Consider the following 16,780-nt stretch of genomic DNA (forward strand, 5'->3'; position numbering starts at 1 on the left):
TGTCTCAGACGGCGCGGTGGTACTGCGGCGGGGTGTGCACCGTACCGCCCAGCTCACCGGCGGCGCGGCGGGCCCAGGACGGGTCGCGCAGCAGCTCCCGGCCGAGCAGCACGGCGTCGGCCTCGCCGTTGGCGAGGATCTTCTCGGCCTGCTCGGCGTCGGTGATCAGACCGACCGCCGCGACGGGCAGCCGGGTCTCGGCCCTGACCCGGGCCGCGAACGGCACCTGGTAGCCGGGGGTGACGGGGATGCGTACGCCGGCGGCGTTGCCGCCGCTGGACACGTCGAGCAGGTCCACGCCGTGCGCCAGCAGCTCGTCCGCGAGGCGCACCGTGTCGTCCACCGTCCAGCCGCCCTCGTCGAGCCAGTCGGTGGCGGAGATACGGAAGAAGACGGGCAGTTCGTCGGGCCACTCCGCGCGGACGGCGTCCACGACCTGGAGGGCGAAGCGCGCGCGGTTCTCGAAGGAGCCGCCGTAGGCGTCCGTACGCCGGTTGCTGTGCGGCGAGAGGAACTCGCCGATCAGGTAGCCGTGCGCTCCGTGGACCTCGACGACCTCGAACCCCGCCTCCCGGGCGCGCCGGGCCGCCGCCGCGAACTGGCCGACGATCTCCTCGATCTGCTCCACCGTCAGCTCGGCGGGGAGGAGGTGGCCGTCGGCGAAGGGCACCGCGCTCGGCGCCAGCGGCTCCCAGCCGTTGGCGTCGGGGCCGACCGGGCCGCCGCCCTTCCACGGCCGGTCGGTGGATGCCTTGCGCCCTGCGTGGGCGAGCTGGATACCGCTGACGGTGCCCTGTTCGGCGAGGAAGCGGGTGATCCGGCGGAAGCCCGCCACCTGGGTGTCGTTCCAGATCCCGAGGTCGGCCGGGCTGATGCGGCCCTCCGGGCTGACGGCCGTGGCCTCGGTGAGGATCAGCCCCGTACCGCCGACGGCGCGCGCCGCGAGATGGGTGAAGTGCCAGTCGCCCGGCACACCGGCGTCGGGGCCCGTCTCCTCGGCGCTGTACTGGCACATGGGCGCCATCCAGATCCGGTTCGGGACGGTCAGCGACCGCAGGGTGTACGGCTCGAACAGTGCGCTCACGGCAGGCTCCATTCACCACGTCGGGGAGGGGCCGGTACGGAGGGGGCCGACCCACGCTTCGTACGGTACCCACCGTAGTACGGTAAATGTCAAACTACGAAGAGTCTCGTACCATGGAGGGACATCCCGAAACGAGTGGAGCCGCCGTGACCGCCGCGACCAGCACCCGTGAACTCGCCCACCCGCCCTGTACGGAGATCCGCCTGGAGGGTGTGCTCCACGCGCTCGCCGACCCCCTGCGGCTGCGGGTCGTCCGCGACCTGGCCGCCGCCGACGGTGAGCTGTCCTGCTCGCACTTCGACCTGCCCGTCACGAAGTCGACCACCACCCACCACTTCCGGGTGCTGCGCGAGAGCGGGGTGATCCGGCAGGTCTACCGGGGGACGGCCAAGATGAACGGGCTGCGCCGGGACGACCTGGACGCGCTCTTCCCCGGGCTGCTCGGCGGCGTCCTGGGTGCCGCCGCCGCGCAGGAGGTACGGCTCGGTGCTCCGGCCCTGTGATGAAGCCGCACGATCCGGTGCGGTACGCGGGCGGCGTGCCGGTGCTATGAGCCGACAGGGTGCCGTACGGACCGGCGTGTGCGCGCCATAACCATAGGGGCGGATTGCCTGATTAAGTTGTGAATGTGTCGGAACACAGACTGATGTCCGCCCAGGAACCCCATGACCGTGACGCCCGCGAGTGGCCCGTGTGGGAAGTGCAGGGGCACGGCACGGTGACCGCCGTCGGAGACCCCCGGGACGGCGACGAGCGGCGCGAGATCCTGCCGCCGTGGGTCGATGTCCGTCTGACGTTCCAGGACGGTGCCCGGATCGATGTCCTCGCGGTGGTACGGGACGGCCGGATCGCCATCGAGGACGCGCAGGCCGATCCGCCCCTGGCGCTCGACGGCTTCGCGGCGCTGGCCGACGCGATCGAGGCGCCGCTCCAGAGCGCCTGCCAGGTGGTCGCCGGGCCGCACAGACCGCCCGTACCCCAGCCGGCCGCCGCGGTCCCGTGCGAGACCTTGCCCGACGCGGTGGAGGCGGTGGAGGTGGGGACGCCGCCCGAGGAGCCCCGCGTCGCGCCCGGCTCCGGCTCCGGTCCCGGCGCGGGTGCGGACCTCGCCCCAGGTCCCGGCCCTGCCCCCGGCTCCGACCTCGACCCCGGCTCCGGACCTGCCTCCGCCCCCGCTCCGGCCCCCACCCTCGACCCTCGGCCCGGCTGCGAGACCCGGCCCGGGCCGGAGGCCGTGACGGAACCCGCGCCCGCGACGGCGGCGGCCCCCGGGTCAGCTCCCGAGGGGCCCTCCTGCGGCGAGGAGCCGGCGCCCTCGGAATCCGGCCGCCACCGTGCCCGTACCTCCGTCCCGCGCGGCGGGGCCGCCCGGCGCGGGGTCGCCGAGATCTACCGCGCCGCCCAGAGCGCCGGCCAGGACCCCGTACTCGCCGTCATGTCCGCCACCGGGTTCAGCCGCCGCAAGGCGCTCAGGCTGATCGCCGGGGCCCGCGACGACGGTCATCTCAGCCCCCGTCACCACCGCCGCTGACCTGACGCGATGTCACCGGGCGCCGCCCGGAATCACATCGAGCGCATCCGGTTCATCTCGACGGTCTGCTGGGCGATGACCTCGTTGGCCATCTCCCCGACCAGGACGTTGTTGCCCTCGGAGACCGCCTCGGTCGCCATCGTGACCGCGCCCTGATGGTGAGTGATCATCAGCTTCAGGAACAGCTCGTCGAACGCCGCGCCCTTCGCCGCGCGCAACTGCGTGAGCTGGGCCTCGGTCGCCATGCCGGGCATCGTCGCATGGCCATGGCTGTGTTCCTTCTTTGCCCCGCCATTGTTTTTCAGCCACGCTTCCATGACCTCGATCTCGGGCTTCTGCGCGGCGGAGATCCGCGCCGCGAGCCGCTTCACCTGCGTCGAGTCGGCCCTCTCCGGGACGAGTTCGGTCATGTCCAGCGCCTGTGCGTGGTGGACGATCATCATCTGCGCGTAGGTGAAATCGGCCGAGTTGGGGGTGTCGTCGGGTGCGGCCTTCTTCGCCTCCTCCGGGGAGAGCGTCTTGGCCGGTTCGCCCGGTTTTCCGGGCGCCACCACGCCAGGGCCCTGCTCCGCCTTGGTCTCCGCGGCCTTGTCGTCCCCCGAGTCGCAGGCTCCCAGGGCGAGTACGGCGACGGCCACCGCCGCCGCGACGGCGGACCGGCGGGCCCGCGGATTCCGGTGGCGGATCAACACAGCGACCTCCTACAACACATGGGCAGGACTGAACACGTTCCTAACACGCTTCCGCGTGAGAGTGATCAAAAACTTTCATTACGTCTCTGTTGCCATCTGTTGATATGTACATGGGAGGGACGATACTGCCGAGGTCCGAGACCCGTTCAACTCTGGACGGATACAAGGGAGGACGTAGTGACCTCGTTGCACACCACCCGCGTGCGGCGCAGACGTCTGGGCGTGGCGGCAGCCGCGGCCGGGCTCTTCGCGACGCTGCTGACCGCCGGGCCGGCGGTCGCCACCCCCGACCCCGGCGACGCCCCGGCCAAGGAGAAGATCTCCAAGAGCCAGGCCACCGAGGTGAAGGAGGCCATCGCGCAGGGTGACATACCCGGCGTGGACGAAGTCGTCCACAGCTCCAACATCACCCACGTGACCAACGTCCCGAAGGACCTGATCACGGGGACCAACTCGGATCTGGCCTTCCAGGGCAAGTACGCCTTCTCGGGGAACTACGACGGCTTCCGGATCTTCGACATCAGCAACCCGAAGTCCCCCAAGACCGTCGCGCAGGTTCTCTGTCCCGGATCGCAGAACGACATCTCGGTCTCCGGCAACCTGCTCTTCCTCTCCACCGACTCCTCCCGCAGTGACAACTCCTGCAACAGCGTCGCGCAGTCCGCGGCGGTCAAGGAGTCCTGGGAGGGCATGAAGATCTTCGACATCAGCGACAAGCGGAACCCCAAGTACGTGGCCGCCGTCGAGACGGCGTGCGGCTCGCACACCCACACGCTGGTACCGAAGAAGAAGGACGTCTACGTCTACGTCTCGTCGTACTCGCCCAGCACGTCCTTCCCTGACTGCCAGCCGCCGCACGACGGCATCTCCATCATCAAGGTGCCGCGCAAGGCCCCGCAGAAGGCCGAACTCCTCAAGTTCGAGGTGCTGTTCCCCGAGGGCGGCAACCCGGGAGCGCCCGCCAACCCGGGTGTCTCCGCGACCACCGGCTGCCACGACATCACCGTGCTGCCCTCCAAGGACCTGGCGGCCGGTGCCTGCATGGGCGACGGCATCCTGATGGACATCAAGAACCCGGAACGCCCCAAGGTGATCGACCGGGTCCAGGACAACGTGAACTTCGCGTTCTGGCACTCGGCCACGTTCAACCAGAAGGCCAACAAGGTCATCTTCACCGATGAGCTGGGCGGCGGTGGCGCCGCCACCTGCAACGAGGCGATCGGTCCGAACCGGGGCGCCGACGGTATCTACGACATCGTCGGCAAGGGCGACCAGCGCAAGCTGGTCTTCCGCAGCTACTACAAGATCCCCCGGCACCAGGCCGACACCGAGAACTGCGTCGCCCACAACGGCTCGCTGATCCCGGTCAAGGGCCGCGACATCATGGTCCAGTCCTGGTACCAGGGTGGCGTCTCCGTCTGGGACTTCACCAACTCCTCGAAGCCGAAGGAGATCGCGTACTTCGAGCGCGGTCCGATCTCGGCCGAGACGCTGGTGGGCGGCGGCACCTGGTCCGCGTACTACTACAACGGCTACATCTACTCGAACGACATGGTCAAGGGCTTCGACGTGCTGAAGCTCGACGACCGTCTCACCGATCCCGCGAAGCGGGTGCGGATGGACGAGCTGAACGTCCAGACGCAGCCCGACTACTTCGGCGGCTTCGGCCACTGAAGGACGATGCCCTGAGACGTTCCGCCGGGCGGCCTCACGCCCGGCGGAACGCCCAACTCCCAGTCGAGGCGGTAGCGGTCGAACAGCTCCGCCCGCAGCCGGGGCAGCGGCATCGGCGCGCCCGGCATCAGCGCCGCGAAGACCGCGCCCATCAGCAGGGCACGCAGCATCGGATAGTCACTGTCCGGGGCCGCCGACCCGTACCGCTCCACCGTCTCGCGCAGCAGCCCCGCCAGCCGCTGCTGCTCCGGGCACTGCACGAACCCCTCCGCCTGGAGGATGCCCGCCATATGGGTCCGCATCAGGACGGGGCTCTCCACCGTGAGTCCGAGGATCGCGTCGATCGCCCGCGCCAGCCGCTCCCGGCCGTCCCCCGGTACCGGTTCGCGCTCCAGGGCGGCGGCGAGTGTGCGGTGCATCAGCCGGTGTACGGCGGACTGGAGGAGCTGGCGCTTCCCCGGAAAGTAGTACGAGACGAGCCCGCGCGCCGAATCGGCCCGCTCGGCGATGTCCGCGAGCTTCGTGGCCTCGTAACCGCGCTCGGCGACCAGCTCCACCGTCGCCTGGAGCAGCCGCTCCCGTGAACGGCGGCGCAGCTCTTCATTGACCGACGCGCTCCGCGGGGACATGCTCGACTCCTGCGTTGACTGGCTCTAAGCCAGTATACTCGGGACGTCCCGTTGAGGGCCCCTGCGGGCCTGCTGTACGGGGCTGCCGCCGGTCTTGGGCGACGCGGGGGATCGTCCAAGACCCGGCGGTGCAGGTCAACGGAGCGGAACGCGCTGACGCGCCGCCAGGGGCGAGCAGGACGCTCACCCCGGACGAACGGGTGGCCGGCAAGGGGCGGTTGTCCATCCGGCTGGCCCCCGTCCGAGCCGGGCGTATCCCGGATGGCTGACGCCCTTCGCCGTCCCTAGCCTCGGGGCATGATCCTTCGAACTCCGTGGATATCAGCGGTCGCGCTCGCGCTGGCCGTGTCGACACTGCCGTCCGCCGCGGCCTCGGCCACGCCGCGCCCCTCCACCACGAGTTGGTCCGTGCAGCGTGACGCCGACGCGCTGCGCGAAACCGGGGTCACCGGCGTGGCCGTCCGCCTGGAGACCCCGCGCGGGACCGTCACGGCCCGCTCAGGGGTGGGCGACCTGGTCACACGCCGCCCGGTCCCGAAGGACGGCTACCTGCGTCTGGGCAGTACCACCAAGACGTATGTCGCCACCGTCCTGCTGCAACTGGTGGGCGAGAAGCGGATCTCCCTCGACCAGACGGTCGGGCAACTGCTGCCCGGGGTCGTGTCCGGAGCCGGAAACGACGGCCGGACCATCACCGTCCGCGACCTGCTGCGGCACACGAGTGGCTTGTACGACTACATCTACGACGTCTTCCCCGACCCCGGTGCCCAGACCTACTTCGCCGACCGATGGCGCGCCTACCAGCCCGCGGAACTGGTCGCCCTGGCCATGCGCCACGCACCCGACTTCCCGGCGGGCACGCGCTGGGCGTACTCCAACACGAACTACGTACTCGCCGGAATGATCATCGAGAAGATCACCGGCCACACCTGGGAACAGCAGGTCCACGCCCGTATCCTGCGCCCACTCGGCCTGCGGCACACCGACACCCCCGGCACCCGGCCCTTCCTGCCGCGTCCGCACGCGTCCAACTACCAGCAGTTCACCGCGGACGGCCCGATGGTGGACACCACGATCCCCTACCGTCCCTTCGACAGCGGGGCGGACGGCTCGATGACCGGCACGGCCCGCGACCTCAACCGCTTCTTCACCGCCCTGGTCGACGGACGGCTGCTGAAACCCGCCGAACTCGCCGCCATGCGGAACACCGTCCCATTGCCGCCGGACAGCGGCCACCCGGCGGGCACCCGGGACGGCCTGGGCCTCTTCTTCACCCCGCTGTCCTGCGGCGGCGGTTACCTCGGGCACGGCGGAAGCGGTTTCGGATACGTGGTCCGGGCCGCGACCACCACGGACGGACGGCGCAGCGTCACCGTCTCCGCGCACAGCCGCGCCGGGGACCCGCGGAGCGCGGCCCGTCAGGAGGACGCGCTGCGCGATCTCGTCGACCGCGCCCTCTGTCGCACCGCCTGAACGACGGGGAACCTCCGACTCGGGTTCCCCTCCCTCCCCATCGAGTCAGGCGGTGCCGAACAGCAGCCCGGCCAGCGGGTCTTCGCCCAGGAACGCGGCCAGTTGGGCACGGTCCGGTGCGGTGGCGGGGCCGCGGCGGCCCACCGCGTAGGCCGCCGCGGCGTTGGCGCCCCGCGCGGCTGTCAGCGGGTCCTTGCCCTGGGCGAGCAGTGCCAGGAACGCCCCCACATGGGCGTCGCCCGCTCCGTTGCTGTCGACCGCCAGGACCGGGAAGCCGGGGACGTGCCGGGTGGGCTTCCCGGGGGCGGCCAGCCAGCAGCCGTCCTTGTCGGCCCGTACGATCACCCCCGCGCCCGGCGCCAGCCGGTCCCGCAGTGCCGTCGTGGCCGCCGCCGGGTCACCGTGGCCGGACATCAGCCGGGCCTCGCGGGCATTGGCGCTGAGCCAGTCCGTACGGGCCAGTACCGGTGCCAGGACCGCGTCGGGAATGTCGGCGACCAGCGGCGCCGGGTCGAGACAGACCGTGACGTCCGGGCCCAGGGCGGCCGTGAAACGGGACAGCAGGGGGCCGCTGTCCGGAATCGCCAGACCGTATCCGGAGAGCTGCACCAGGTCTCCCGGCCGCAGACGGTCGGTGACGGCCGCGGTGTCCGCCTCCGTGAGGTGCGCCTCGACACCGAAACTCGTGATGAAGGTACGTTCGCCGCCCGCGTCGATCAGGGCGACGGTGAAGCCGGTGTCGCCGTCGGAGCGGGCCGGCAGAAAGGCGCTGACTCCTTCGGAGGTGAGTGCCTCGCGGACGAGGTCGCCGTACGGGCCGGTGCCGTGGAGTCCGGCGAAGACCGCCTCCGTACCGAGGCGCCGGGCGGCGGCGAGGGTGTTGAAGCCGCCGCCGGCGGTCAGCCGGGTTCGTGAGCCGATGACGTCCGCGCCCCGTTCCGGCAGCGCGGGGACCTCGATGACCAGGTCCGCGATGACGTTGCCCGCGAGGACCACACGGCGGCTCATCGGCCGGCCTCGTTCAGCGCGGACACGGCCGGGGCGTTGCGCGGGCTGCTGTCCAGGCGGCCGAGGAGCGCGTACACACCGGCGCCGACGGCCATCGAGATCGCCCAGCCCAGACCGTTCACACCGAGCCAGGTGCCGGCGAGGGGACCGGAGAACCACAGGTCCTTCTCGCTCGTCCCCGCCTCGGTGAAGAGCAGACCGGCCACGATGGCCACGGCCCAGCCGGTGACGGCCGGCAGATGGAAGCCGCCGGTGTACCAGTACCGGCTGCCCCGTGTGGTGTCCATCAGCGCCGCGGCGTCGTAGTCGCGGCCACGCAGGGAGTCCACCGCGACCACCCCGATCCACGCGGAGACGGGCACGGCCAGAAGCGTCAGGAAGGTGGTGAACGGGCCGTAGAAGTCCTTCGCGATCAGCATGAAGTACAGGCCGCCGGCGAACATCAGCACGACATCGATGGCCACGGCCACCGGACGCGGCACCCGCAGGCCCAGCGTGATCATGGTCAGGCCGGCGGAGTAGGTGGAGAGATGGTTCGACATCAGCAGGCCACCGAAGGCCGCGACGAGATACGGGACGGCCATCCAGGAAGGCAGCATGGCGTTGATGGCCGCGACCGGGTCGGACGCGGTGGCGAGCGCCGGGTCACCGGCCGAGAGCAGCGATCCGAGCGAGATCAGCAGCACGAGCGGGACGCCCGCGCCGAACGCGGAGGCCACGACGAGGCGCCGCCCCGGGATCTCGCGCGGCAGATAGCGCGCGTAGTCGGCGCCCGCGTTCGCCCAGCCGATACCGGTGCCCGCGGCGATGAAGCCGATGCCCGCCACCACTCCGCTGGCCGGTCCCGCCGGCGCGTCGAGCACCTTCGTCCAGTCGACCGTCGCGACCAGGAAGCCCATCACGATCAGATTGAGGATCCCGAAGACGACGGTCGCCCACTTGTTGATCCACATGATGGTGGCGTGTCCGAGACCGCTGATCAGCAGTGTGCAGACGATGAATACCAGCAGACAGACCAAGGTGAGCACGGTGTTCCGGCCGACGCCGAACGCGATCGCCAGCAGCGCCAGCAGGGCGTAGGCCGCGGTGGTCGTCGTGATCGTCTCCCAGCCGATCCTGCTCAGCCAACTGATCAACGTCGGGCCGGCGTTACCCCGCTGCCCGAAGACCGCGCGGGAGAGGGTGAGCGCGGGCGCCCCGCCCTTCTTGCCCGCCAGGCTCAGCGCGCCGACCAGCGCGAAGGAGCCGAACGAGCCGACCAGGGCGACCAGCGCCGCCTGCCAGATGTTCAGCCCGCGGAAGGCGACGAGTGTGGCACCGAGCGGAAGCCCGAGGATGCTGATGTTGGCGGCGAACCAGGTCCAGAACATCTGACCGGCGTGGCCGTGTCGTTCGGCATCCGGGACCGGTTCGATCCCTCGGGTTTCCACGGAACCGACAACGTCGTGGGTTCTCGAAACGGTCATCACGGACTTCCTTGCGTGGTGCGAAGAGACGTGTGGGGCGGGTGCGTGGGGCGGACACCCGGAGGCCGACCCGCGGGAACGGGCGGGCGCTGACCGGGCGTACGGCTCAGGCGGCCGGCGCGGGCGCGGGGCCGGATTCGCGGAGGCCGAGGAGGCGTACCGTCAGCGGCTCCAGTTCGAGTGCGTTGACGGTACGGAGGGTCCGGACGGCCTCGGCGGGCAGCGCCGAGAGCCCGGCGACCGAGCCCGCGACCGCTCCGGCGATGGCGCCGATGGTGTCGCTGTCGCCGCCCAGACTGGCGGCCAGCAGCGCACTGCGCCACGGGTCCCCGTCGGCCACCGCGAGCACGGCGAACGCCGCGGGTACCGATTCCTGGCTGGCGACACTGGTGCCGACCAGCGCGCAGATCCGGTCCAGGGCCTCGGCCTGCGGCAGGCCCTCCACCAGATGCCACGCCCACTCGATCCGGGCCGCGATGTCCGCCCCGGCGATCCAGTGCCCGCGCCGGGCGCCGGCCCGCGCCGCGGTGACGGCCGCGGCGACGGCCTGGTCCAGGGTGCCCCCGCCGACCCCGGTGCTCACGGCGGCGGCGACGGCCGCGGCTCCCGCGATGCCCACCGTCGTGTCATGGGTGACCTGGCAGGACTCCACGACCCGGTCGAGGAAGTCGGCCGACGGCTCGGCCGCGAAGGCGATGCCGACCGGGGTGACGCGCATCGCGGCGCCGTTGGTGGAGCCGTACCTGCCGGCCTCCGCGGCCGGTACGCCCCGGGCGACGGCGTCCAGGGCGGCCTTGGTGGACGGGCCGAGGAGATCGAAGGAACCCTTGGCCTTCATCTCCTTCTCCCAGGCGAGGAGCTCGTGGGCGAGGCGGAGCGGATCGATCCTGCCGCGCCCCTCGTCGAGGAGCCTTCCGACGATGACCGCCTGGTCGGTGTCGTCGGTGACCGATCCGGCGGGCATGCCCGCGCTGACCGGGTTGTCGGGCAGGGCGGGTTCGAAGCCGGTGACGGTTCCGTAGACCCGTACGACATCCTCCCGGGACATGACCTGGGTGGGCATGCCCAGCGCGTCGCCGAGGGCGAGTCCGTAGTAGGCGCCCAGGGCGCGGTCGAGCTGATCGTTCACGATTGGCCTCCTCGGCCCGAGCGGACGTGCAGTTGGAACCGGACCGGGTCGAGCAGGCTGGTGACCTGCTCGACGACCGAGCCGTCGGCGGCCCGGTACACCTGGGCCAGGTGGAGGAACGATTCGCCGGGGGAGCGGTTCAGCAGGGCTGCCTCCGCCGCGTCGAGCCCCCGGACCGAGACCAGGCCCTCGCCGGAGTCGGTGATCCGGCCCGCGGCGACGAGCGCCGTGCTCAGCGAGCCGCCGCCGAGACCGCGCCGCGGGAGACCGGCCAGCTCCCCGACCGCGGGGACCCTGCTGCGTTCGTACGAGACGCCCCGGCCGTCGGGAAGGCGTCTGACCCGGTCGAGCGCGATGAACGCACTCGACTCCAGGGCCAGTTCCCCGGCCAGTTCCCGGTCGGTCACCTCCTCGAAGCGCAGGATCTCGACGGGCAGCTCGATGCCCTGCTCGGCGAGCGCCTGGGCCCAGCCGAGGCGGTTGTCCAGGGGCGTACCGTCGAAGGTGACGAATGAGCCGATTCCGGCGTGGGTGGAGATCAGCCCCTGCTCGCCGAGGACCTGCAAGGCCTGCCGCAGCGTGGTGCGGCTGACGCCGAACCGCTGGGTCAGGGCGTGCTCCCCGGGCAGTCTGACGCCGTCCGAGTGCACGCCGGAGCGGATCTCGTCGGCGAGAACGCGGGCGATTCGATGATGCTTCTGTACCTGTCCAGGCATGTCTAGAACGTACGCGGACCTTCCCCCGCAGGTCCATGACCGTGACCGAATCTTTGCGTACGGCGTTGGCGGGCGGCTTCGGCGGCTTCGGCGGCTTCGGCGGAGCGGTGTCGGGGCCGGCCGTGCGGCGGCCCCGACACCCGCTCACACGAGGGTGCGGGAGCGCAGTGCCGTCACGGCCCGGTGCACGGTCTCCGGATGTCCGAACAGCCCGCGAAGTTGGTGACCGTCGAAAGCGGCCTTCCAGCGATCGAGGATGTCGCGCATCGGGCCGGTCGTGACGTCTTCCTTCGTGAGAGAGGATTCTCGGCGCCGCGCAGACGCTCATCGAGCTGCACGGCTGTTCCGCACTGGGCATGGCCGAGATCTGCCGGACGGCAGGCGTACCGAAGGGCAGCTTCTACTACTTCTTCAGCTCCAAGGAAGAGCTCGCTCTGGCCGTACTCGATGAGCACTGGTCCGCTCTGCGCAGCGGCTGGAACCGTAATCTGCGCAGCGACGCCCCGCCCCTTCAGCGGCTGCGGAAGCTGTTCGAGGCCACCGAAGCCGACCGGCGTGCCGGGCAGCAGAGCTGCGGCACCGTCTCGGGCTGCCTGTTCGGGAACCTGACCCTGGAGATGAGCAACCAGACCGAGGCCATCCGCGAACGCCTGCAACAGATCTTCGACGCCCAGGTCGACATGGTCGACGCGGTTGTCGGCGAAGCCCGCGACCGCGGAGAGGCCACCGTCGCCGACACCCACGAGGCGGCGCGATCCGTGGTTGCCCAGCTTGAGGGCCAGGTGCTCTTCGCCAAGCTGTACAACAACACGCAGAGCCTCGACGCCCTGTGGGGCAACTGCCTGGCCCTTCTCGGTGCCACCACTCCTGACCGAAGCGTCTGACACGTACGCCGAAGAACCGCCTCCGCTGATGCGGAGGCGGTTCTGGGAAGGCGCGACCCACGTTCCCTACAGAGCGGTTGTCACGTGGACTTGGTGATGATGCTCGCCGAGTGGAACACGGTCAGCGCCGGACAGTACACGTTCGACCAGCCGCTGGTGCGCCAGGCGACGGCGTCGAGGACGACCATGCCGCCCCCGTCCTGGCGCAGGCAGTTGACGCCGGCCTTGTAGTGGCCGCCGTTGCTGTGGTCGCAGCGGGCCATCGCACCGTTGTTGAAGTTGCTCTGGTAGGTGCAGCCCGTCGGCCAGGCGGTCGCCCCGGCGGGTGCCGCGGAGGCGGTGCCCCCGAAGCTGAGGGAGAACGCGGCGAGCGCGCCGCCCATGACGAGAACCGGCCATTTCTTCACTGGAGTGGATCCTTTCGCTGTGCGGTCGTCGAGCGGAATGCCGTGTGCGGAAGCGGGCGCCCCGCAGGTCAGGTCACCTTGGTTTCGATTCCGGCGGACATGGTCCTGCTCGCGCCCTGGCAGTAGGACTTGGACCACGATCCGTTGTTCCGCCAGTCGCCGACGAAGGTCACGATGTCTCCGGTGTCCGGGTCCGTGCAGTTCGCGACGGCGCGGTAGTGGCCACCGTTCGCACTGCTGCACTTCGCCACGGTCATCTTGGTGTCGGCGACCTGGTAGGTACATCCCGTCGGCCGTCCCGTAGCGGCCGCCGACGCCGTGGCGGACGCCGTGAACATGAGGCCGAGTATCGCGGACCCCGTAAGGGCGACTCGTACAGACGTGTTTCTCGTCAAGCCGCTTTTCCCGCGGTCGCGCAGAGTGCTTCCCATCGAGTGATACCCCCGGCTAGGTCAAATGGATTGGCTGAGTCGGCCGCATGTCTGTCCCGATGTCTGGATCCCACCCCTGTGGTGGATCCCTTACATCGCTACATCGCTGCGGCGCTCACAAGAGTGCCGGGAGCCCCTCGGCTTGTCGTTGGCGGACAGTCCACGCCTCCTTAGCGCAGCGTCCCAGCCCTGACCGCGTCGCCGACGGCTCCTGTTCGGCGGAGCTCGCTCGGCGGAATGCCGTAGAGGGTGCGGAACGCGCGCGTGAAGTCGGCCGGGCGGGGGAAACCCCAGCGAGCGGCGACGGCATGGATCGGCATGGTGCGCAGAGCGGGGTCGGCCAGGTCACGCCGGGCGTTCTTGAGCCGCTGCTCCCGGATGTACGCGCCCACACTGAGGCCATCGGCCTGGAAGAGGCGGTACAGATGGCTGCGCGAGATGTGGTGTGCTGCGGCGATCCGGTCGGGTGTCAGCTCCGGGTCTCCCAGATACCGGCGGATGAATGCCTTGATACGCAGGACCAGGGTCCGGCTGTGGGTCTCCGGAGGCATCAGGAGATCGGCGTCCAGGATATGCGCGAAGACCGCGGTCACCAGATCGGCGACGATGGTACCCAGCAGTGACGCTTCCTGTGGCTGATACGTGCCGGTGTCCGAGACGAACTGGGCGAGGAACTGCGACAACAGCGCGCCGACTCCCCCTCGGCCCGATACGGGCCGCCCGACCGCCTGGTCGGCCCTGCGGCCGGGCAGAGCCACCAACGCCCGGGGGACCTCGACTCCGACAATGGTGACCGGGTCGGACCCGGTGAATATCTCGTACGACCGTGACGAGCTGTTGATGTGGATGTCGCTGTTCCGGTAGGTGGCCTCCTGCTTGTCCCAGGTCGCGCCGGCCTCACCTTGCAGGAGCAGGGAGAGGTGGTAGACCTCGGGATCGGACTGGCGAACGAGCTTCGGTGTCCGGCGGAAGACCAGGGAGTCGAAGGTCGCAGGCCACACCACCACATCGCCGAGCTCGATCAGGCGCTGGTGTGCGTGGTAGTCCGCCGCACGGTCACTGGACAGATCCAGGGGAGCGTGTGTCCGGCCCATGCGCTGTGTCCACGCCTCGAAGCGGTCCTCCGGAGGCAGATCCATGGTGCGGAATACCGACTCGTGCAGCATCACGGCAGTCAATCACAGCGAACGTACCGGCCCGGGCGGAGAATTCGAGGGCAGCGATCGTGTGCCTGATGACCTGTGGAGGGGTGCCGCACCGACCCAGTGGTGATAAGCGTCCATGTCGACATTGCTGCCGCACACGATGACGGCGACGTGCCGGCCGGCGAAACGGTCACGGTCTTCGATGATCGCCGCGATGCCGAGCGCGGCCGACGGTTCGACGACGAGGCCGGCGTGGTCGAGGAGCATCCTCATACCGGCGGTGATCGACGCCTCCTGGACCAGGACGGCGTCGTCGGCGACCAGGAGGAGGTCGTCCAGGACGGCCGGGACGGGACACCGGCCGGCGACGCCGTCGGCGATGGTGTCGGTCGAGTCGGTGGTGACGACACACCGCCCGCGCCACGAGTGTGTCATCGCCGGTGCGCCCAGCGGCTGGACGCAGATCACCTCGACTCCGGGTGCCAGTGCCTTCACCACATGACCCACGCCGGTGGCCAGCGCCCCGCCACCGAGAGCGATCAGGACGGCGTCGAACGACGGGGCCGTGTCCACCAGTTCCAGGCCGATGGTCGCCGCGCCCTCGCAGGTCTCGATGTCCAGGCTGTCCTCGACCAGCCGGATGCCGTCGTGCCGCGCGATGGCCGCCGCCCGCTCGCGAGCCGTCTCGTGGTCGCCGTCCACCAGCTCCAACCCGGCGCCCAACGCGCGGATGCGATCAAGCTTGGCCCGAGTCGCGGAGCGGGCGGCCACGACGGTGACGTCGAGCCCCCGGGCGCGACCGGACCACGCGAGGGCCTGGCCAAGGTTGCCCGCGCTGGCGCACACCACGGCCCGCGCGCCACGGTGGGCGAGCAGACTCGCGACCACCTCGGTGCCGCGGGCCTTGAAGCTGCGGACCGGGTTCGCCGTTTCGAGCTTGATGCTCACCGCGCACCCGAGCTCGGGCTCCAGCGCCTCGCAGTGGTACAGCGGAGTGTCGAGAAAAACCGGGTCGATGACCTGGCGGGCCGCCCGGATCCGAGCGGTGTCGAGGCGCGTCTCCTGCACGGCACAGCAGCGTAGTGCCGCCGGGGCTGTTTCCATCGAGTAATGGTCAATTCCCGCTGCCCCAGGTGGGATTCAGCCGGATGGGGCGCGCTGTTCTACTCCAGGCGCGCCTGCCCCTGTACTCTCACCCGTAGCCAGTAGCACACAATCCCCCCACCCAGGTTGCGCGCTGGCGCGGGCGACACCCACACCACTCTGCCCCACGCAGCCGGGTTACCCCCATTCGCCGCCTCCAGGAGGGTCACGGTGAAAGTTCGCACCAGAAGCTCGGCGATCATCGGCACCATCTGCCTCATTGCCTCCCTCGCCTTGACCACGGCCTCCGCCGACGAGCGGGCAGCCCCACGCGGGGCGGCGGAGGTCGTGCTGAAGGAAGTGGCCACCGCCCAGAATCCCATCGCCGGTGCCGCCGGGCCCGGTGACACGGTCTGGATAGCCGAACGCGCGGGCACGGTAAGGGTTCTGGACGATCAGGGGCTCGGCGAGCCCGTCCTCGACATATCCGACGAGACCACCACCGACGGTGAACGCGGCCTGCTGGGCGTCGCGTTCGACAAGGAGTTCGCGCACTTCTACATCTCGTTCACGAACCGCGAAGGCACCAGCACCGTGGACGAGTTCGCCGTGCGGGACGGCGAACTCCAGCCGGAGACCCGGCGCACCGTCCTCACCCAGACACAGCCGTACGCCAACCACAACGGCGGCGACATCCAGTTCGGCCCCGACGGCTACCTCTACATCGCGTTCGGCGACGGCGGCTCGGGCGGCGACCCGCACGACAACGGGCAGAACCTCGACACGCTGCTCGGCAAGATGCTGCGCATCGACCCGAGCGGCGGCGAGCCGTACGCGATTCCGCCGGACAACCCCTTCGTGGGCGTCCCGAACGCGAAGGGTGAGATCTGGGCGTACGGGCTGCGCAACCCGTGGCGTTTCTCCTTCGACGCGGGCACGGGTGACCTGCTGATCGGCGACGTGGGCCAGAGCGCGTGGGAGGAGATCGACTGGGCCCCGGCGGACAGCAGGGGCGGCGAGAACTACGGCTGGTCCGAGATGGAGGGCAACCACTCCTTCCGGGGCGGCACGGAGCCCGCGAACCACGTGCCGCCGATCCACGAGTACGACCGTAACGGGCTGGGCTGCTCGGTGACCGGCGGATTCGTCTACCGCGGCGACGCGATCCCGGACCTCACGGCGCAGTACGTGTTCAGCGACTACTGCGACGGCACCGTCCGCGCTCTGCGGATGGAGAACGGCAAGGTGACCGGCGAGAGCGACCTCGGAGTCAACGCCGGCCAGGTCATCTCGTTCGTGCAGGGAGGCGACGGCGAGTTGTACCTGCTCGACATCGGCGGCAGCGTCTCCCGCATCGACCCGGCGTAGCACGGAGGAGGCCTTTCGGGCCGGTGCGGACAACGCCATGCGCACCGAACCCGGAAGGCC

Annotated in this window: 18 protein-coding genes; 6 read left to right on the top strand and 12 right to left on the bottom strand. The window is 70.3% G+C overall.

Annotated elements, in window-relative coordinates; translation table 11 throughout:
- Window positions 1-4: 4 nt before the first annotated feature.
- Window positions 5-1,084: an NADH:flavin oxidoreductase/NADH oxidase gene (locus tag ACIBJC_RS05495; RefSeq protein WP_399288269.1), complete on the bottom strand. Its 1,080-nt coding sequence runs from the start codon at window positions 1,082-1,084 to the stop codon at window positions 5-7.
- Between the two features lie 113 nt (window positions 1,085-1,197).
- Between ACIBJC_RS05495 and ACIBJC_RS05500 the strand changes: the two genes are divergently transcribed.
- Both ACIBJC_RS05500 and ACIBJC_RS05505 read left to right on the top strand, forming a co-directional pair.
- Window positions 1,198-1,587 (top strand): ArsR/SmtB family transcription factor, encoded by a 390-nt coding sequence (locus ACIBJC_RS05500; protein ID WP_399288272.1) that lies wholly within the window; start codon window positions 1,198-1,200, stop codon window positions 1,585-1,587.
- A gap of 125 nt (window positions 1,588-1,712) precedes the next feature.
- Window positions 1,713-2,615 carry a DUF6214 family protein gene (locus tag ACIBJC_RS05505; protein ID WP_399288275.1) on the top strand — a complete coding sequence of 301 codons (903 nt, stop codon included), beginning with the start codon at window positions 1,713-1,715 and terminating at the stop codon, window positions 2,613-2,615.
- A gap of 32 nt (window positions 2,616-2,647) precedes the next feature.
- Here the strand turns inward: ACIBJC_RS05505 and ACIBJC_RS05510 are convergent, their stop codons facing one another.
- Window positions 2,648-3,301 (bottom strand): DUF305 domain-containing protein, encoded by a 654-nt coding sequence (locus ACIBJC_RS05510; protein WP_399289770.1) that lies wholly within the window; start codon window positions 3,299-3,301, stop codon window positions 2,648-2,650.
- 183 nt (window positions 3,302-3,484) lie between these two features.
- On the opposite strand from ACIBJC_RS05510, the gene ACIBJC_RS05515 reads away from it, so the two are divergent.
- Window positions 3,485-4,981 (top strand): LVIVD repeat-containing protein, encoded by a 1,497-nt coding sequence (locus ACIBJC_RS05515; RefSeq protein WP_399288277.1) that lies wholly within the window; start codon window positions 3,485-3,487, stop codon window positions 4,979-4,981.
- Here ACIBJC_RS05515 and ACIBJC_RS05520 read toward each other — a convergent pair.
- Entirely contained in the window at window positions 4,957-5,610 is a 654-nt protein-coding gene (locus ACIBJC_RS05520; RefSeq protein WP_399288280.1) for a TetR/AcrR family transcriptional regulator, read from the bottom strand. The genes ACIBJC_RS05515 and ACIBJC_RS05520 overlap by 25 nt on opposite strands.
- A gap of 297 nt (window positions 5,611-5,907) precedes the next feature.
- On the opposite strand from ACIBJC_RS05520, the gene ACIBJC_RS05525 reads away from it, so the two are divergent.
- The gene (locus ACIBJC_RS05525; protein ID WP_399288283.1) at window positions 5,908-7,083 is read left to right on the top strand and encodes a serine hydrolase domain-containing protein; all 1,176 of its coding nucleotides are present in this window, start codon (window positions 5,908-5,910) and stop codon (window positions 7,081-7,083) included.
- Between the two features lie 45 nt (window positions 7,084-7,128).
- Here ACIBJC_RS05525 and ACIBJC_RS05530 read toward each other — a convergent pair whose 3' ends face one another.
- The 5 genes from ACIBJC_RS05530 to ACIBJC_RS05550 all read right to left on the bottom strand — a co-directional run bounded on the left by ACIBJC_RS05530 (window position 7,129) and on the right by ACIBJC_RS05550 (window position 11,669).
- Window positions 7,129-8,091 (bottom strand): PfkB family carbohydrate kinase, encoded by a 963-nt coding sequence (locus ACIBJC_RS05530; RefSeq protein ID WP_399288286.1) that lies wholly within the window; start codon window positions 8,089-8,091, stop codon window positions 7,129-7,131.
- A complete protein-coding gene (locus tag ACIBJC_RS05535) occupies window positions 8,088-9,557 on the bottom strand; it encodes a purine-cytosine permease family protein (RefSeq protein ID WP_399288289.1) in 1,470 nt (489 codons plus the stop codon). The genes ACIBJC_RS05530 and ACIBJC_RS05535 overlap by 4 nt, the downstream gene beginning before the upstream one ends.
- Before the next feature lie 106 nt (window positions 9,558-9,663).
- Window positions 9,664-10,686 carry an ADP-ribosylglycohydrolase family protein gene (locus ACIBJC_RS05540; protein ID WP_399288292.1) on the bottom strand — a complete coding sequence of 341 codons (1,023 nt, stop codon included), beginning with the start codon at window positions 10,684-10,686 and terminating at the stop codon, window positions 9,664-9,666.
- Complete coding sequence (locus ACIBJC_RS05545) at window positions 10,683-11,402, bottom strand: GntR family transcriptional regulator (RefSeq protein ID WP_399288295.1); 720 nt, start codon at window positions 11,400-11,402, stop codon at window positions 10,683-10,685. Before ACIBJC_RS05545 ends, ACIBJC_RS05540 begins: the two co-directional genes overlap by 4 nt.
- Before the next feature lie 144 nt (window positions 11,403-11,546).
- Window positions 11,547-11,669, bottom strand: coding sequence for a hypothetical protein (locus ACIBJC_RS05550; RefSeq protein WP_399288297.1), 123 nt, complete (start codon window positions 11,667-11,669; stop codon window positions 11,547-11,549).
- Between the two features lie 35 nt (window positions 11,670-11,704).
- On the opposite strand from ACIBJC_RS05550, the gene ACIBJC_RS05555 reads away from it, so the two are divergent.
- Window positions 11,705-12,286: a TetR/AcrR family transcriptional regulator gene (locus ACIBJC_RS05555; RefSeq protein WP_399289772.1), complete on the top strand. Its 582-nt coding sequence runs from the start codon at window positions 11,705-11,707 to the stop codon at window positions 12,284-12,286.
- Window positions 12,287-12,366: 80 nt separating this feature from the next.
- Here the strand turns inward: ACIBJC_RS05555 and ACIBJC_RS05560 are convergent, their stop codons facing one another.
- The 4 genes from ACIBJC_RS05560 to ACIBJC_RS05575 all read right to left on the bottom strand — a co-directional run bounded on the left by ACIBJC_RS05560 (window position 12,367) and on the right by ACIBJC_RS05575 (window position 15,337).
- Window positions 12,367-12,693 (bottom strand): hypothetical protein, encoded by a 327-nt coding sequence (locus tag ACIBJC_RS05560; RefSeq protein WP_399288300.1) that lies wholly within the window; start codon window positions 12,691-12,693, stop codon window positions 12,367-12,369.
- 68 nt (window positions 12,694-12,761) lie between these two features.
- Entirely contained in the window at window positions 12,762-12,944 is a 183-nt protein-coding gene (locus tag ACIBJC_RS05565; RefSeq protein ID WP_399288303.1) for a hypothetical protein, read from the bottom strand.
- A 350-nt stretch (window positions 12,945-13,294) separates the two neighbouring features.
- Window positions 13,295-14,290 carry a helix-turn-helix domain-containing protein gene (locus ACIBJC_RS05570; protein WP_399289774.1) on the bottom strand — a complete coding sequence of 332 codons (996 nt, stop codon included), beginning with the start codon at window positions 14,288-14,290 and terminating at the stop codon, window positions 13,295-13,297.
- Between the two features lie 12 nt (window positions 14,291-14,302).
- Complete coding sequence (locus tag ACIBJC_RS05575) at window positions 14,303-15,337, bottom strand: threonine/serine dehydratase (RefSeq protein ID WP_399288306.1); 1,035 nt, start codon at window positions 15,335-15,337, stop codon at window positions 14,303-14,305.
- 246 nt (window positions 15,338-15,583) lie between these two features.
- Here ACIBJC_RS05575 and ACIBJC_RS05580 point away from each other — a divergent pair, with 246 nt between their 5' ends.
- Window positions 15,584-16,720, top strand: a complete 1,137-nt coding sequence (locus ACIBJC_RS05580) for a PQQ-dependent sugar dehydrogenase (protein ID WP_399288308.1) — start codon at window positions 15,584-15,586, stop codon at window positions 16,718-16,720.
- The last annotated feature ends 60 nt before the right edge of the window (window positions 16,721-16,780 follow it).

Origin of the sequence: Streptomyces sp. NPDC050509, from assembly GCF_044457965.1 — a bacterium.
In the GTDB taxonomy this organism is placed as follows: domain Bacteria; phylum Actinomycetota; class Actinomycetes; order Streptomycetales; family Streptomycetaceae; genus Streptomyces.

Excerpts from the sequence above, each read along its gene's own strand:
- ACIBJC_RS05545 (WP_399288295.1), bottom strand. The coding sequence starts at position 11,402 with ATGCCTGGACAGGTACAGAAGCATCATCGAATCGCCCGCGTTCTCGCC.
- ACIBJC_RS05500 (WP_399288272.1), top strand. The coding sequence starts at position 1,198 with ATGGAGGGACATCCCGAAACGAGTGGAGCCGCCGTGACCGCCGCGACC.
- ACIBJC_RS05530 (WP_399288286.1), bottom strand. The coding sequence starts at position 8,091 with ATGAGCCGCCGTGTGGTCCTCGCGGGCAACGTCATCGCGGACCTGGTC.
- ACIBJC_RS05520 (WP_399288280.1), bottom strand. The coding sequence starts at position 5,610 with ATGTCCCCGCGGAGCGCGTCGGTCAATGAAGAGCTGCGCCGCCGTTCA.
- ACIBJC_RS05570 (WP_399289774.1), bottom strand. The coding sequence starts at position 14,290 with ATGCTGCACGAGTCGGTATTCCGCACCATGGATCTGCCTCCGGAGGAC.
- ACIBJC_RS05525 (WP_399288283.1), top strand. The coding sequence starts at position 5,908 with ATGATCCTTCGAACTCCGTGGATATCAGCGGTCGCGCTCGCGCTGGCC.
- ACIBJC_RS05535 (WP_399288289.1), bottom strand. The coding sequence starts at position 9,557 with ATGACCGTTTCGAGAACCCACGACGTTGTCGGTTCCGTGGAAACCCGA.
- ACIBJC_RS05550 (WP_399288297.1), bottom strand. The coding sequence starts at position 11,669 with ATGCGCGACATCCTCGATCGCTGGAAGGCCGCTTTCGACGGTCACCAA.